At 68.2% G+C, this 16,000-nt stretch carries 9 protein-coding genes; 4 read left to right on the top strand and 5 right to left on the bottom strand.

Going from position 1 to position 16,000, the window contains the following annotated elements:
• Positions 1-49: 49 nt before the first annotated feature.
• The 3 genes from Pma05_RS40530 (at position 50) to Pma05_RS40520 (ending at position 2,952) form a co-directional block, all read left to right on the top strand.
• A complete protein-coding gene (locus tag Pma05_RS40530) occupies positions 50-415 on the top strand; it encodes a DUF2750 domain-containing protein (protein WP_203862856.1) in 366 nt (121 codons plus the stop codon).
• 814 nt (positions 416-1,229) lie between these two features.
• Positions 1,230-1,634: a transposase family protein gene (locus Pma05_RS44235; protein ID WP_372441641.1), complete on the top strand. Its 405-nt coding sequence runs from the start codon at positions 1,230-1,232 to the stop codon at positions 1,632-1,634.
• 22 nt (positions 1,635-1,656) lie between these two features.
• Complete coding sequence (locus tag Pma05_RS40520) at positions 1,657-2,952, top strand: IS256 family transposase (protein WP_203862855.1); 1,296 nt, start codon at positions 1,657-1,659, stop codon at positions 2,950-2,952.
• A 96-nt stretch (positions 2,953-3,048) separates the two neighbouring features.
• On the opposite strand, the gene Pma05_RS40515 is transcribed toward Pma05_RS40520, so the two are convergent.
• The 5 genes from Pma05_RS40515 to Pma05_RS40495 form a co-directional block, all read right to left on the bottom strand.
• Positions 3,049-4,227: a TIGR02679 domain-containing protein gene (locus Pma05_RS40515; protein ID WP_239314147.1), complete on the bottom strand. Its 1,179-nt coding sequence runs from the start codon at positions 4,225-4,227 to the stop codon at positions 3,049-3,051.
• A 6-nt stretch (positions 4,228-4,233) separates the two neighbouring features.
• Complete coding sequence (locus Pma05_RS43680; protein ID WP_203862854.1) at positions 4,234-9,201, bottom strand: SbcC/MukB-like Walker B domain-containing protein; 4,968 nt, start codon at positions 9,199-9,201, stop codon at positions 4,234-4,236.
• Complete coding sequence (locus tag Pma05_RS40505) at positions 9,198-10,502, bottom strand: DUF2398 family protein (RefSeq protein WP_203862853.1); 1,305 nt, start codon at positions 10,500-10,502, stop codon at positions 9,198-9,200. The genes Pma05_RS43680 and Pma05_RS40505 overlap by 4 nt, the downstream gene beginning before the upstream one ends.
• The gene (locus tag Pma05_RS40500) at positions 10,499-12,040 is read right to left on the bottom strand and encodes a DUF2397 family protein (protein ID WP_203862852.1); all 1,542 of its coding nucleotides are present in this window, start codon (positions 12,038-12,040) and stop codon (positions 10,499-10,501) included. The genes Pma05_RS40505 and Pma05_RS40500 overlap by 4 nt, the downstream gene beginning before the upstream one ends.
• Positions 12,041-12,452: 412 nt before the next feature.
• A complete protein-coding gene (locus tag Pma05_RS40495; protein WP_203862851.1) occupies positions 12,453-13,127 on the bottom strand; it encodes a class I SAM-dependent methyltransferase in 675 nt (224 codons plus the stop codon).
• 298 nt (positions 13,128-13,425) lie between these two features.
• Here Pma05_RS40495 and fxsT point away from each other — a divergent pair, with 298 nt between their 5' ends.
• The gene (gene fxsT, locus Pma05_RS40490) at positions 13,426-15,912 is read left to right on the top strand and encodes an FxSxx-COOH system tetratricopeptide repeat protein (protein WP_203862850.1); all 2,487 of its coding nucleotides are present in this window, start codon (positions 13,426-13,428) and stop codon (positions 15,910-15,912) included.
• Positions 15,913-16,000 lie beyond the last annotated feature (88 nt).

Below are 16,000 nucleotides of genomic sequence, written 5' to 3'. Positions count from 1 at the left end.
ACCGCGTTCAAGCACCGTGCTCAAGTCGTAACGTTCTGGGAGGATCCGGGTGAGTGCAAGCGGGGCTCAGGCAGCGGCCTTCTTCCGCGAGATCGTCCAAAGTCACACTGTTTGGTGGGTTCGAGACGACGCTGGCAGCCCGACGCCGGTATCGAGTTCTGGGCGGCGAGCTTTTCCCTATTGGTCGTCGGAGGCCCGTGCGCGGCGGGCCGCTAATCTATGGGGCCCACAATTTCGTGCCGTTTCTATGCCCTTAGATCATTGGCGAAGTGCGGCGCTGCCGGACCTAGCTAAGGATGACTTCCGTGTGGGAATAAATTGGAGTGGGCAGCGACTGACTGGATGGGACTTCACAGTCGATGAGGTAATTAATCGCCTCAATCATGCACTCGGCGAGCCACCATACGGGAAATAGATTCGGTCGCGCGGCGCCTGTCGTGGTGCGCGGCTGTCCGGATCCCGTAGAACGAATGTGGAGCCTCGTCGGCGAATGTGATGGCCCCCTAATCGGCGATTCGCCGTCGAACGGCGTGCGCGCGGGGCCGTGGGCCGGTCGCGCGTGCGCGCGGCCGGCTCCGCCGTGCCGTCTTGATCCTGTAGAGCAGTTTTGCCCCAGTCGGATCTTGGTCGAGGGCCTTGGTTCGGCTGGTTCACTGAGGTGATCTCAGCGCCGTATAGCGGTTGATTGATGCGACACGGGCGAAGGCCCCGATTCGGGCGGTGGTGGAAACAGGCGTGGAGCCATCGATAGACACATCCTTGCGACAGAAACACGTCTTCGAGAGGGCTCCACGTGATTGCCTACCGTTCCATGGTTGACGTCCCGAGGGAACTCGTGCAGTACCTCGGCCGGCTCCTCGCCGCCGAACGCCGGGCCAGGGGAACGCGGCGCGGTACCCGCGCGCTGACCTGCTTCTACCAGGCATTGCTGGTACTGGTGTGTTCCGCAAGGCCGAGGACATGGCCATGCTCGCCGCCGGGTTCGGCATCTCCCAGGCCACCGCGTACCGCTACCGCGACGAGGGAATCACCGTGCTCGCAGCCCAGGCCGAGAACCCGCACACCGCCCTGCGTAGGGCGGCCGACGACGGCTGGTCCCACGTCATCCTGGACGGCAAACTGTTCGACTGCGACCGGCTGTCCGAAACCACCCTGTCGGTCAAGGGCGACACGATCGACGCCTGGTACTCCGGAAGCACCGCGACTTCGGCGCGAACATCCAGGCGGTCATGCGCCCCGACGGGCTGCCGATCTGGACCTCCGAGGCGATGCCCGGGCACCTGCACGACACCCGCTGCGTCCGTGAACTCGCGATCACCGCCGCCCTGAACTGGGCCGCCGCCGATCTCGACCTGCCCGCCCTGGCCGACTCCGGCTACGAAGGCACGGGCCACGGCATCAAGACTCCGATCAAGCAACCCGCGGACGGCAGCCGGCTCGCACCCGACAACCGCGCCTACAACCGGCTCCTGCGCGGCCTGCGCTGGCAGGGCGAACGCGGCTTCGCGATCCTGGTCGGACGCTGGAAAACGCTACGTCACACCACCGTCAGCCCGCGCCGGATCGGTGACATCGTCGCCGCCGCGCTGCACCTGACCCACTTCGAGTACGGGACTGTACAAATAGCGGTGTAACTCGGAGTAAAGAGGACACCTGATGGCAGTGACGACGACAGTAGACAGCGACGCGTCGGTGGGCGCTGCGGTTGAGTCTGACGTGATCGATGATGACCTGATCGCCCGGTTGGCCGGGCAGGCTCGGGCGCGGGGTGTGAGCCTGGTCGGCGAGGGCGGGCTGTTGCAGCAGTTGACCAAGCGTGTGCTGGAAGCCGCGTTGGAGGGCGAGATGGATTCCCATCTCGGCTACGGCAGACACGAACGCGACGCCCGTCGAGATGGCAACGCCCGTAACGGCCGGCGGTCCAAGACGGTGGTGACCGAGGCCGGGCAGGTCGAGCTCGACGTGCCGCGCGACCGGGATGGCTCGTTCACCCCGCGGGTCGTGCGTAAGCGGCAGCGGCGCCTGTCCGGCGTGGACGACCTGGTCGTGTCCTTGACCGCTAAGGGGTTGACCACCGGTGAGGTGTCCGCGCATCTGGCCGAGGTGTACGGCACGAGCGTGTCGAAGGAGACCATCTCCACCATCACCGACCGGGTCCTGGAGGGTATGTCCGAGTGGCAGAACCGGCCGTTGGACCGGGTCTACCCGGTGGTGTTCATCGATGCTATCCATGTCAAGATCCGTGACGGGCAGGTGGTCAACCGGCCCATCTACGTCGCCTTGGCGGTCACCGTCGACGGGCACCGGGACATTCTCGGCCTGTGGGCCGGCGAACACGGTGACGGCGAGGGCGCCAAGTTCTGGCTCCGCGTGCTCACCGACATCAAGAATCGGGGCACCCAGGACGTGTGCATCGCCGTCTGCGACGGGCTTAAAGGGTTACCCGACGCGGTAGCCGCGGTGTGGCCGAAGACCGTCGTGCAGACCTGCATCGTGCATCTGCTACGGAACAGCTTCCGCTATGCCTCGCGCAAGGACTGGGCCGCTATCGCCCGTGACCTCAAACCCGTCTACACCGCGGCGACCGAACAGGCCGCCCTCGACCGGTTCACCGAGTTCGCGGCAGCCTGGGAGACCAAGTACCCGGCCATCGTCCGGCTATGGACCAACGCCTGGGCGGAACTGGTTCCGTTCCTCGCGTTCGACACCGAGATCCGGTCGATCATCTGCACCACCAACGCCATCGAGAGTCTCAACGCCCGCTTCCGCCGCGCCGTCAACGCGCGCGGGCACTTCCCCAACGAGCAGGCCGCCCTCAAGGTCCTCTACCTGACCGTCCTGGGCCTGGATCCCACCGGACGCGGTCGGCAACGCTGGTCCAACCGATGGAAGAAGGCATTGAATGCCTTCGAGATCACCTTCGACGGACGCCTGTCCACACCCCACTCATAGACCACAACAACTACCCCAACCCACAACACGAGAGACATTCCCACCGTTAACTTGACAGCCCCTCGAGTACAAGTACCTACCGCAAAGTCGCTGAGATCAGCTCAGTATGCGGTGCAGAACGACGTCGTGTTCCTGGTAGGTAGCCGCTGTGTCGGCCTGCGTGGCAAGTGTGAGCGCGACGGCTGGTGGGCGTTGCTGGGCTTGCTGGGCGGTGTCGGCGTCCATGGCGATGAGTTCAGCGCCGTAGGTGTCTGCGACGATCGTGGCGATGTGCTGGCCGGCGTGGTCGATGTCGCCGGCGTAGCGCAGGTGGACGCCGTGGTGGACGGCGAGGCGGAACAGGGTGTGGTCGACGGCGCGCAGCTGTCCGCTGGTGCACGCCAGCGGCTGCGCCGAGCCGTTGAGGTAGGCGACTTCCAGTACGGACGGGTTCTCGACGACGGTGAGGACTTGCGCGCCGAGTATCGGCGGCTCCTGCAGGAGGTCGAGCAGGGTGAGGGCGACGGGGGTACGGCTGTCGCGTAGCCGCCGGTCGATGGGCCCGTCGCCGGTGGTGTTCACGTTGAACAGCAGCACGGTGGCCGACAACCGGTCCGCCACGATGCCGGACTCGGCCAGCAGCGCCCGCACCAGGTCCGGCCGGGCTGGTACGGCCTGGCCGGTGTGTTCGGCGATGGCAGCGACCAGGCGTCTGCCCGCGAGCCGATCGAGGTCGAAATAGTGCGGGTCGCCGACGGTGTCGTGAGCGAGTTTGGCCAGCGGCGCCGGCGGGGTCAGGGGTAGCTGTTTCATGACTGTGGCCAGGGCTGCGATGGTAGTGCGGATGTCGGTGTCGTCCTCGCCGAGGCCGGCGGTGCGCATGCGGGTGACCAGCTGAGGGAGCCGGGGCAGCTGGTCGGCGGCGTGCTGCCAGAGCTGCTCTCGGTGGGCGGCGTTGGTGCGGGCTTTGGCGCTGCGGTCGATAATCGGGGCGTTAATGGCGAGTTCCACGATCGTGATGAGCTGACCGGGGGTGAGGTCGAGGGCGGTGAGTAGGTCGCGGACGGGCACGGTGATGGTGTCGCCGGTGGCGGCGACGGCTGAGATTCGGCGGCGGCGCCGGGTGGTGGTGTCGAGCCAGGTGCGCAGCTGAGCGACACCGGCGTGGTTCATGTCGGTGACGCGGGCGGTGGTGAGTGTTTCAGGCGGGGTGCCGGCGCAGAGCCGGTCATGGATCGCCTGCCAGAGCGGGTGCAGGTCGGTGTCCGCGGCGAGGTAGGTCAGATCGGTGGGCACCGTGGGTCACCTCTCGGTGGTGGTGGCTGGTAGCGGCAGGGTGATGGGTGTGGCCTCGCCGGCGCCGTTCCACAGCCAGGGGATGGTGACGCGGTGACGGCCCGCAGTGGTGATGACTTCGTGGATGACGACGTCGCGGGACTCGCGTTTGATCAGTGGGGCGATCGACGGGGTGGTGGCGAGCACGTCGAAGTTCCAGGTGCGAAGCAGGGCCAGGACCTGACGCAGGTTCTCGTCGTCGAAGGCGGCGTCGATCTCGTCGATGGTCAACAGGCGGGGGCCAACGTAGGCGGCGCCGGAGTACATGGACCAGGCAGCGGCGAGCAGCGGCAGCATGGTGGCCAGGCGTGATTCGCCGGTGGACAGGCTCTTGAGCGGGTTGGAGCGGGCGTTGACGGGTTTGAACTGGTCAGCGCCGAAGCTGCTGTGGGTGACGCTGACGTGCCACTCGTGCCAGGAGCGGTAGTCAAAGGTGTGGGCGACGCGGTCGGTCCAGGTTTCGTCGCCGGCTTCTTCCATCCGGCGGCGCAGGACGTCGTACATCGTCTCGAAGACCTCGTCGGAGGGCGGTGCGGTGAGCAGGTCGACCATCTGGCGGGCGTTGTCGTCCTCGCGAACCTTCCAGTCGACCTGCACGCCGACGCGGGCGACGCCGGTTCGCACGTTCTGCAGGGTCGCGCGGATCTGGCGCACCAGCTCTTGGGCGGCTTCGCGTCGTTGCTGGATGTCGCGGCGCAGCTGGATGAACGTCGAGGTTTTCAGGATGCCTTTGATGTCGTGACGTAGGTCGGCTTCCAGGCCCGCGACGGTGGTGCGCAGTGTGGCGGCGGCGTGGCGCAGGTCGTCGCCGACGGCGGCGTTGGGGGCGGCGAGGGTGACACGGCGCCAGTCGGTGGTCTCCAGGGTGGTGATGTCGAGTTGCTGGTCGAACGCGGCGAGGGCCTGATTGACGGTACGGGTGGTGTTCTCGAGCTGGCGTAGCGTCCGGTCGCGGTTGCCGATGAGGGAGTCCAGGCGGGTGCTTCCCTGTCGTTGTGCCAGGATCCGGCGGGCCCAGCTCAGTGCGGCCGTGACGTTGGTGGGGGTGCCGTCGGGTTCGTGTGGGATGTCGTCCGGGACGTCGGCGAAGCCGTAGGTGGCCAGTAGGCTCATGCGGTGGTGGTGGCGGGTCCGGGCTTGTTCGGTCTCGACTCGTTGCGGTGCGAGGTTGGTCAGGGTCAGCCGGGCTTCGGCTTCGGCGACCTCGTGCTTGCCGTGCTGTTTGCCGAGTGCCTCGTCCTCGGCCTGCCGGGCGTCGTGTTCGGCTTCGAGGGCCTCACGGGTGTGCAGAAGGTAGGCGTATTCGGCGCCGTGTAGGGTCCGGGTCTGCTCGACGCGGGCGTTCAGGCTGGTCGCGCTCTGCTGCAGGTTGCCAGCGTCGGCGACGGCGGCCTGCAGCTTTGCGGAGGTGCGGCCGGCCGTCTTCTTGGTGAGGTGGGCGGTGGTGAGCAGATCGAGGGTGCGTTGTGCGGCGTTGGACCAGGTGCTGATCTGGCGGTCAAAGCTTTCAACCGCTTGCCGGTGCCGGTGCAGGGATTGGGCACTGGTGGGCAGCATGGTGCTGTCTCGCTGCGTGGCCGCGACGTTGACGGCCTGCTGCGCCTGCACGACCCGGGTGCTGGCGTCGCGGTGCAGGCCTTCGTGGTCGGTGACGCGGGCTCGGGCGGCGATGGCGGCTTGCTCCGCGGCGTCCTCATCGCGCAGGACTCGTCGCAAGTCGTCCAGGTCGGGGAAGGAGTGTTCTTCGTGGGTGCACCGGTCCTCAGCGGCTTGGGCCTGATCACGGTGGTCGACCGCGGTGGCCCGTTCGACACGCATGCCGGTCAGGTGTTCGGCGGCGGCAGTTTCGGCTTCGAGGGCTTCCCGCAGGGTGTCACCGGCGGATTCCAGTCGTTGGCCGGCGTCGATCAAGCTCCGGTCGATGGCGGTACGGGTAGCGGCGACAGCGGTCAGCGCACGGGCCAGGACGGCATCGGCCTCGGCGGCGGCTCTGGTGGTGCGCTGCTCGGCGTCGGCGAGCGCGAGGCGTAGCTGGACCAAATTGTAGCGGGCTCGGGCGATGTCGTCGGTGCCCGGGAAGCTGTCGGCTTCAGCCTGCGCGGCTTGTGCCGCCTCTTGCACCGACTGTAGGTGGCGCTGCGCGCCGGTGAGGATGTCACCTGCGGTGGCGAGCTGGTGTTCGAGGTCGGAGACCCGTGTGAGGCGGGCGCGTTCACGGGCGGTGCGACCGATGAATGCGGCGCGATAGTCGCGCGGAGCGGTCGCGATCATCGGTCCGATGCGCAAACGTCCGGCGTCGGTGTCACTGTCGTGGTCGTCGATGATGATGCTGCGCAGCAGGCTGGTGATGCGGTGCGGGTCGATGCCGCAGTCCGGTTCCGCGCTCAGTACGTCTGCGAGGCTGCGACCGGGAACGGGGGCGTGTGGGGACAGGATGACGTCGCCGTCGCCGATGAGCCGGCCGTCATGGGTGATCAGGGCGTCGAGCAGGCCGGATACCAGCAGAGCGCCTTCCAGCCGGTCGGCGTGGCCGGCGCCTGTCTGGGGTGCGAACGCGACCGCCGCCCAGAACGGGACGCCGGCGTCCGGGTACCGCACGGCACGCCACGGCGGTGCGGCGGGTACGGGTGATTGCCGGCGGGCGTTGCTGAGCTCAGCCTCGATGTGCTGCACGCTTTGCTGGGCTTGGTCTCGGTCGTGTTCGGCGCCGGCGATGCTGCGTTGCAGCCGCGCGGCGACCGTGGCGTGTGCCTGTTGGACGGCTCTTGCCGGCTGGTGCAGGTCGACGGTGTCCGGGTCGCTGGACACGCTGATTGCGGCGGCGTCGAGGTGGATCAGCGAGGTCCGCCACGCAGCGACGCGGTGAGCCCAGGTGAGCGCGGCGGCGGTGGCAGCAGTACCTCCGTCGGCAAGTGCTTGTTCGGCATCCGTGGTGATCTGCTGCGCGGCTTCGACCGCGGCTTCGTGAGCTGCGTGGTCCTGCCGGACGCGTTCGTCGGCAGCCTCGTGATCGATGACGGCTTGCTGCTGGGCGCGGGCAAGGCCACGTTCGGCCTCAGCCGCCGTTGCGTCCGCCTTTTCGCGTTTGCCGGCCGCCGTGCCCAATGCGGCCTCCGCGGCGGTCACGTTACGGCCGGCGTTATGGACGTCTTGTTCGCGCGCCGCGAGTGCGATTCGGTGCCGGGTGCTGGTGCCGGCTCGGTGCAGCCAGCTCACCAGCGCGTCCAGGTCGATCCTTTCCCCGGTGTCGAGCAGAGGTGCGGGTATGACGGGAAGCTCGACGCGGTGGCTGTCCCATTGCTGCAATGCGGTGCCAAGATCAGATTCGGCGGTGCGGCGCAGGGTAACGGCCTGCTCGGCGGTCTGCTCGTACCGGTCGCGGTCGGCTTCGGCAGCGCGTATCTGTGCGGCGGCGCCGCGCTGACCCTCCTGGGCTATGTCGAGTTCGCGCATGGCAGCGTCGATGCGCTGCAGAACGTCCAGACGTGCCTGTACCCAGCTGTGGGGCGTGCCGGCCAGCTGGGCGAGGCCCGCCAGCGTCACCGCAGTACCGGGTTCGGTGCTGGTGAGCTGATTACTGCTATCGGCGATGCGGTCGACGAAGGCTTGCGCGCCGACCTCGGCCGCGGCTGCCAGCAGATGGGACACGAGTTCGCCCAGATGTCGCTGCCCGCTGCTGGCCTGCTCTAACGCTTCCTGGGCTGCAGCGGCGGTGAGCTCGGCCTCGTCTGCCAGGTCGTCTCGTCGCTGCCGCGCCGCGTCGTGCAACTTGCGCAGCTCGGTGAGTCGCTCTTCGAGCTGGGGCAATTCCGCGCCGGCGTGGTCACGCAGGGCCGCGTCGGTCGCCTGCAGCTTCCCTTTCACTTCGGTGATCGTGGTACGCAGCTCGGCCCGCTGCGCGGCGACGGCCGTCGCGGCCCGTGTCGCCTCGGTCAGCTTGTCCTCGGCGGCGCGCACTTGACGGCCATGATCATCGAAGAGGGTTTGGGCGTGCGAGAGCTGTGCGGCCTCCACTGCGGTGACCGTGTCCAGGTAGCGGCGGTACTGCTGCTCGGCCTGCTCCAGCTGACGGGCCTCGGACCGGGCCTGCTGCAGCTGACGTTCCAGGTCGGCGATGCGTTCCATGGTGTCGGCGATGAACTGCAAGGCCCGCGGATCCAGGGCGGGAAGGGCCTCGGTCAGCACCGTTCGCATCGCGTTCGGGGAGATGGCTTCCGCGGTGCGTACGCTGCGCAGACTGCGAAGGACTCCGAGCAGCGCATCGAACTGCACCGCGTCCAGCGGAGCGAACAACGTGGTGCGTACGGCGTCGCGGTACTGGTCTTCGTCCGCGACGTGCAGATGCGGTTTCGCCTTGCTCGTGAGCCGGTCGTGGGAGGTGAACAGCCGGCCGCCGAGGGCGGACAATTGCGCGGCGAGGTCCTCGACAGCGACCGGTTCGCGGTCGCGTTGCAGGTGCAGGTCGATGCCGACGCGGCCGGGGGTGAGGAAGAACGCTCGTTGCAGGCTGCCGCCCTGCGACCGCAACCACAGCCCGGTGGTCAGGTAGCGCACGTCAGCCGAGTCGGCCGTACGCAGGCCGTACTCCAGCCACCAAGCTCCGGTGCGGTCCTCGGTAGTGGTGCGGTCGGTGTGCCGGTCGATGAGTGTGCCGGCGGCCTCACCTGAGACCGACAGTGCTTTCTGCGAGGTGTCGGCGTCCAGGAGCATGGTGACCAGCATCGACGCGGTCAGGGATTTACCCGAGCCGTTCGGCCCGGCCAGGGCCAGCCAGCCGTCGGCGAACAGGAACACCTCGTCGGTCCAGGCCCACGAGTTGACCGCACCAGCCCGGGTGGGCTGCCACCTGTCGACCGCCCGTGGGACACCGAGGTCGGCCACGTCCTCGAGCGCCGGCTCCGGCAGGCGTCGGATCTGGTGCGGGATCAGGCTCACTGCTGCTGCTCCCCCTGCGTGGTGGCCATGCTGAACAGGCTGTTCGGCTCCGGCGCCGCCTGTGTCCGGCTGCGTGGCTGCTCCCGGTGACGCACGCGCACGCGCCACAGATGCACCCCGGGCATGATCTGCCAGCGGTCGCCGTCGCCGGTGGCGTGCAGCAGTCTGGCGGCGACGAGGTCGGCGGCCGCAGCGTGAGCAAGAGCCGTGGTGCGTTCGGCGTATCCGGCAGCCCACCGAGGCGTCTGGGCCCGGATCCACTCCACCATCGTGGTGATGTCGGCGACGGTCACGAACCGGTCGTGGTGCTCCGGCAGCATTGCCAGCAGAGCCAGCGCCGCCTGCCGTTCGATACGCCGGCCCTGCGGGAAGGCACCGGTGGTACCGGACGCCGCCGGGTCGGTGATCTCCCACCAGTCGCGTCGTACGGTACTGACCAGGCCCAACGCCGACGCGACATTGAGGGCCCGCTCCCGGCCGGTCAGGGTGGCGAGATAACCTACTTCGTTCGGATCGTCACCGGGGTCCGCGGCAGGGTCGTCGGCGACGCGCCGCAGCGCTGTCAACCGGCGGCCCTCCACCCCGGCGCGTCGTTGCGCGGCGGCGCCCGGATCCGCGTCGGGCAGCGACACCGCAGTTAGCGCCTCGACGTGCTGCGCGGGTGGCCGGTCGTTGAGCGCCAGCAGGGTCGGAGACAGGGACGCGAACTTGTTGGCGAGGCTGTCCCGGTCGGCGGTGATGAACACCTCGGCGTCCTCATCGGTCACTGCCCGTTCCAGGTCGGCGTCGACGGTGATTTCGCCTTCGGCTTGCAGCAGCCGGATGGCGTCGACGATGTTCTCGCGGGCGGTCTGAGCCTCCCGCTTGCTGACACCGTCTGCGGCGACGATCCGGAACGAGGGAAGCCGTCCGGTCGCCGCCTCGGCGGCGCACACCTGAGCGACCGACTGCAGCAACTCGCGCAGGCTGATGCGCGGGCGGCGCCACAGCTGTTCGCAGACCAGGGCTACCAGCACGAGCACGTGGGCGGGCGCGAGGTCGCCGCGGCCGGTCCGGCGCGGTAGATGCGGCCCCCGGTCGGCGGGCACGTCGTGGCGACGTTTGTGTAGCCGCACCACCCCGGACACCTCATGGATGTGCAGGCTCCAGCCCAGCTCAGCACGGAAGAACTCGGTGAGTTCGCGTCGGCCGCGCAGCACGTGCCGGTAACGCCCCGGATCGTTAGCCGCGGTGATGCGGCAACTCACCGTCAAATGCCGCGCTGCCTCGCTGAGGTCCGGGTCGAGGGGCCGCTGGGTCATGCCGCCCCCTCAACCCGCGCAGGTACGACACCGGTGTCGGCAGGGCTGACGCTCACCAGCAGGTCGGGTGCCCACAGCACACCCTCGGCGAACCGGACCGCCACGGTCGCGCCGGGGCGGATGGCACGAACGTGCACTACGACGCTGGCGCCCTCGGCTTGGGCCTCGCCGTAGCCGGTTACAGGGTCGGTGGTGTGTAGGGCGACCTCGATGGCGCTCAGGAGGATGGCCAGCGCCGGCGTCTCCAGGCCGGAGAAGTGGGTCATGCGGACCTCGCCTTCGCTGAGCAGCAGCGCTGTGAAACGGCGTCGGGCGGCGGACTCGGCGGCCGCGCGCTGCAGCGCCGCGGTCCGGGCCTCGCCGGCGTCGGGGACTTTGCGGGGCCGGCCACCGGCCGGACCGCTGCGTTCGTGTTCGCGCAGCACCACATCGACTTGGTGGCGGCTAGTGCCCGCCTCGGCGGCGGTGGCGAAGGCGACCTCCTCCTCGGCGGTGGCGACCGCAGCGTGTGCCGAGGGCCACCGACCGAACGCTGCCGCGTACACCCGCCGCGCCTGCGCGTCGTCGGGCTGTGCATGCAGGCTGTAGGCCAGTTCCCGGAAGTCGGCGGCCAGGTCCGAGCCTCGGCGCAAGGCCGTGTAGCGGCGGTCGATCGCGACTAGCAGTGTGTGGACCGCTCCTGCGGCGGACGAGATCAGTCTTTGCACTGACCCGTCCCGGCCGAACCACGCCTGCAGGTCCGTCAGGCGGCGCGCTCGCTCGTCGATCCAGTGTTGCTGTTCGCTAGGGTCGATCAGACCGGCATGCATCGCCGCCGCCTCCACCAGAAGCCTCGGCCCTGCGGCGTCGAACTCGGCGAGGGTCAGCTCCACTCTGCGTAGCGCGCGCTCGGACTCGCGCGGGAACTGGCGCAACGCCTCGACGACCCGGTCGCGGTTCTCACCGAAGATCAGGTCGTCGGTTACATCGGACTGCACCATCTGCGCCAAGGCTGCGTAGAAGTCAGCCGTGACGCGTTGCATCTCCTCCAGGCGGGTACGCACGTCGTCGAGGTCGGTCGGCAGCAGCCCTGGATCCTGCACCGCGTGTTCGAGCAACGCGCGCAGCGTACGGTCGACGCCATCCAGTAGCCGGGTCGGTAGCTGCAACGCCCGCCGCGAGTCAATGACGGCCGAGCGCACGGCACCGACCACGGCCCGGCCCACCTTGGTCAACGCCCAAGCCTCTTGGCGGCGCATCACCGCGTCCAGGCCCGAATTCAGCGCGGCATAGTCGCGAAAAGGCTCAACCAGATACGCACTGGTCAGGTAGTCGAGGACGTCGCGCAGCTCACGATCGGTGATCATGTCGAGAAATCCGACTTCGCGCATCTGCGCGTCGATGTCGCTCAGCGCCGACATCGGCGCACGGGTGGCGAGTTCCTCCAAGGAGGCGAGCACCGCTATGTTGCGTTCACGCGCAAGATCATCTGGTTGACCAAAGCACCGCCACACGATGGGGTCGATGTCCTGCCACCACAGTCGCGGTGGGTTCGCCATGGCTCCCCTCTCCATCGGGCGCAACCTACCGCGTCATCATCACAGCACTATTTGACACTTTCCGAACGCCTGTGACCACCAGACGGCCGCAAATCTAGAACCAGTTGAGCGGAGAAACGCACCGGCATGAAGGAGCTTCGCTGCGGCGCAAGCACTGGTGCCCAGTTCAGACGGAGTCGGGAAGGCGCGGCCGACCACCGCGCCGACCCCTGCGCTGGCTGACCAGTGTCGGCAAGCCGACAGCCCGCCCCTGCGCTATTGGGGAACTTGCACCGACGAACGGTGATCGAAGGTCCCTCCTCTGCCACACCCGCCCGGCATCCAGGTGCCGCGGCACGTCGATCGCGCGGAGACGACGCCTCCGGCATGGGCTGCCTTTCCTGCCGGTCGGCCGGTGGCGGCAAGATTGTGCTCAGGTGGTTCGGCGGGCGGCGACGATGAGGAAGTTCGGTAGGTGGACGTAGGCGTCGATTGCCGTCGGGGCCTCGATGGCGGCGTCGGGGTCGAGTCCGGGTTCTGCTAGTTCGGTGAGCTGGCAGCCGAGGCTGGTGACCTGGTTGAGGTAGGTGGAGAGGGTGCGGTGGAAGTCGACGCCGCTGGGGCCGGGGATCTCGTACTCGGTGAGGTAGCGGTGGGTGCGGTACCCGCCATGCTCGCGCCAGGTGGGCCACAGCTGTTCGTAGCAGGGGTGGTTGACGGTGAATAGGAACAGTCCGCCCGGCTTGAGCGCGTGTACGCAGGCGCGCATCGCGCCGGTCCAGGTCGGGATTGCGGGTAGGACCATGCTGGCGATCACGGCGTTGAACGGCCCGCCGAGGTCCGGCAGGTCGCACAGGTCGGCTTGGACGTACTGGATGCCTCGCGGTGCGATGGTTTCCTGCTCCACGGCGAAGTCGAACAGCAACTGGCCGGGCTCGACGCCGACGACGGTGGCGTCCCGTCCGGCGAGGATCCGGCTGAGGTAGCCGTTGCCGCAGCTGGCGTCGAGCACCCGCTGCCGGGTCAGGTCGCCGAGCATGCGGAGCAGGACCGGGTTGACCAGGTGACGCTTGGCGAAGTCGCCGTCGAGTGCTGTCTGCTCCAACATTTGCGGGGCATCGCTCCCCAACCTCGGATGGCCATGTTGTTGGTCCACTCGGTCACGATCTACAGCTCCGATCCTCGTGGCGATGGTGCGTACGATCGGCGGCATGAGAGTCTGTTGATCTTAAATGCGCGAATGGCCTCGCGTTGATCATCAATGTCGTCTCCCCAACGGCTCACTTCAGAGTGCTTATTGATTTATGGGATCGGTGGCGGGCCGTCTAACTTGTTGCGGCGCCGTGCGCGTGCTGATGGACCGGTGTTTGTACGATCGGTGCCACGCCGGGGGCGAGGAGGTGTGGATGGCGGCCGTCGAAGCATCGGGCAAAGATTTCTTTGTCAGCTATGCGAGTGTGAATCGCGCGTGGGCTGAGTGGATTGCGGCCCAGGTGGAACAGGCCGGGTATTCGACGGTGCTGCAGGCGTGGGATTTCCGTCCCGGGGTGGATTTCGCTCACGAGATGCAGCGGGCCATGGTGTCGGCGAGGCGGACGATCGCGGTGTTGTCTCCGGCGTATCTGGTTTCGGAGTTTGGTGAGGCGGAGTGGCGGGCGGCGTTCGTGCGGGATCCGACCGGCGAGCGTGGGCTGCTGCTTCCGGTGCGGGTGCAACTGTGCAAGCCTCTGGGCCTGCTCGCCAGCCGCGTCTACGTCGATCTCGTCGATGTGGACGCGGTAGGTGCGCGTAAGCGGCTGCTGGCGGCCGTCGACCGAAACCGGGTTCGGCCCACGAGTGCGGTGTTTCCCGGCGGGCTCGGATCGGCAGGTGGGCAGGCCGAAACGGTAGGGGCGTGGCCACGGTTTCCGGGGGCGGGGCCGGCGGTGTGTAACCTGCCGGCGCGAAACCGGAACTTTACCGGCCGTGACGAGGTGGTGCGGCGGGTTTACGACGACCTGCGGGCCGGCGCGGCGACGGCGGTGGTGTCCACCGGTGCGGTGCACGGCCTGGGTGGGGTGGGCAAGAGCGCGGTAGGGGTGGAGTTCGGGTACCGGTTCGCCAGTGACTACGACGTGATCTGGTGGATCGCGGCTGAACAGCCCGCTGCGGTGGTGGCGCAGCTGGCGGCGCTCGGGCGGGAGTTGGGGCTCGCGGAGCCGCTTGATGTGCGGGATGCGGTGGGTGTCGTGTTCGCTGAGCTGCGGCGGCGGGATCGGTGGCTGCTGGTCTATGACAACGCTGAGCATCCGCGGCAGTTGGACGGGTTGCTGCCGGCCGGCGGAGGTGGGCATGTGCTACTGACGTCCCGGTGGCCGGCCTGGGCGGGCGTGGCCTCGTCGGTGCCGTTGGGGGTGTGGTCGCGGGTGGAGTCGGTGCGGTTCCTGCGTACGCGGACCCGCCAGACCGGTGAGGCGCTGCTGGATGAGCTGGCGGAGTTGGTGGGTGATCTGCCGCTGGCGTTGGAGGAGGCCGGCGCCTACCTGGAGGAGACGGGTGAGGACCTCGCGGTCTACCTTGAGCTGCTGCGGGGACGGGAGCGGGAGTTGTTCGGCCTCACCGATCCGCGGCACGACGCGGTGGCGGATCGGAATCGGCAGCGGGTGGCGACGGTGTGGACGCTGTCGCTGGACCGGGTGCATGTAGAGGCGCCGGTGGCGGAGGAGCTGCTGAACCTGCTGGCGTTTCTGGCTCCGCAGGTGCCGCGTGATCTCCCGACCACGCAGCCTGGGCAGCTGCCGCCAGCGCTGGGCGAGGCGGTGGCGGATCGGCTGGTCTACAACCGTGCCTTGTCGGCGGTCGGTCGGTATGCGCTGGCCAGCCTCACCCCGGACGAGGTGGGAATGCATCGGCTAGTGCAGGTGGTGGTGCGGGCGCGGCTCGACCACACCGAAATGGCCTTCTGGGCGACAACTGCGGTCAAGTTGATACGTACCGTGTTCCCGGACGACAGCGGGGAGGTCAGCACATGGCCGGAGTGTCAGCGACTGCTGCCGCACCTGCTCGCGGTCACCCACCACGCCCAGCGCCTGAACATCTGCGGCGAGCAGACAGGATGGCTGCTCGATCGGGCCTCGACCTACCTGCGGCAGCGGGGACAGTACCGGCAGGCCGAACCCCTCGCCCGGCGGGCGGTCACCGTGACCGAGACAGCGCTGGGCCCCGACCACCCCGACCTCGGCACCCGGCGCAGCAACCTCGGTCTGGTGTTGCGGGATCTGGGTCAGTTGGACGCCGCTCGTGCCCAGTTCGAGCAGGCCCTGCACATCAGCAAGACGGCGCTCGGCCCCGACCATCCCACCATCGGCAGGTTGCGCAGCAATCTCGGCAGCGTGTTGCACGATCTGGGTCAGTTGGACGCCGCCCGCGACCAGTTCGAGCAGGCGTTACACATTAGCGAGACGACGCTCGGCCCCGACCACCCCGACATAGGCATCGTGTACGGCAACCTCAGCAGCGTGTTGCACGATCTGGGTCAGCTGGACGCCGCCCGCGACCAGTTCGAGCACGCCCTACGCATCAGCGAGACCCCGCTCGGCCCCGACCACCCCACCATCGGCAGGTGGCGTAACAACCTCGGCAACATGTTGCGGGATCTGGGCCGGTTGGACGCCGCTCGTGCCCAGTTCGAGCGCGCGCTACGCACTAGCGAGACGGCGCTTGGCCCCGACCACCCCGACACAGGCACCTGGCGCCGTGGCCTCGGCAGCGTGCTGCAAGCTCTGGGCCAGTTGGACGCCGCTCGTAACCAGTTCGAGCACGCGCTACGCATCAGCGAGACGGCGCTCGGCCCCGACCACCCGCGCACAAGGGCACTCCGCGACAACCTTGCACATCTGGATCGTACGGAGTGATGCGGGTTACGCAACGTCACCTGTCGGGCCTGTCGGTCGGGTCCCGCAGTCGTCAAGGCAGCCGATCATCGGGAGGCCGCCTCTGCCC

The organism is Plantactinospora mayteni (genome assembly GCF_016862935.1).
Classification (GTDB): Bacteria; Actinomycetota; Actinomycetes; order Mycobacteriales; family Micromonosporaceae; genus Plantactinospora; species Plantactinospora mayteni.
Note: the sequence above shows the minus strand (reverse complement) of the source record. Positions and strands in the feature narration are given on the sequence as shown.

Coding starts and splice junctions, on each gene's coding strand:
- Pma05_RS40520 (WP_203862855.1), top strand. CDS start 1,657: ATGGCAGTGACGACGACAGTAGACAGCGACGCGTCGGTGGGCGCTGCG.
- Pma05_RS40495 (WP_203862851.1), bottom strand. CDS start 13,127: ATGTTGGAGCAGACAGCACTCGACGGCGACTTCGCCAAGCGTCACCTG.
- Pma05_RS40505 (WP_203862853.1), bottom strand. CDS start 10,502: ATGACCCAGCGGCCCCTCGACCCGGACCTCAGCGAGGCAGCGCGGCAT.
- Pma05_RS40500 (WP_203862852.1), bottom strand. CDS start 12,040: ATGGCGAACCCACCGCGACTGTGGTGGCAGGACATCGACCCCATCGTG.
- fxsT (WP_203862850.1), top strand. CDS start 13,426: ATGGCGGCCGTCGAAGCATCGGGCAAAGATTTCTTTGTCAGCTATGCG.
- Pma05_RS44235 (WP_372441641.1), top strand. CDS start 1,230: ATGCGCCCCGACGGGCTGCCGATCTGGACCTCCGAGGCGATGCCCGGG.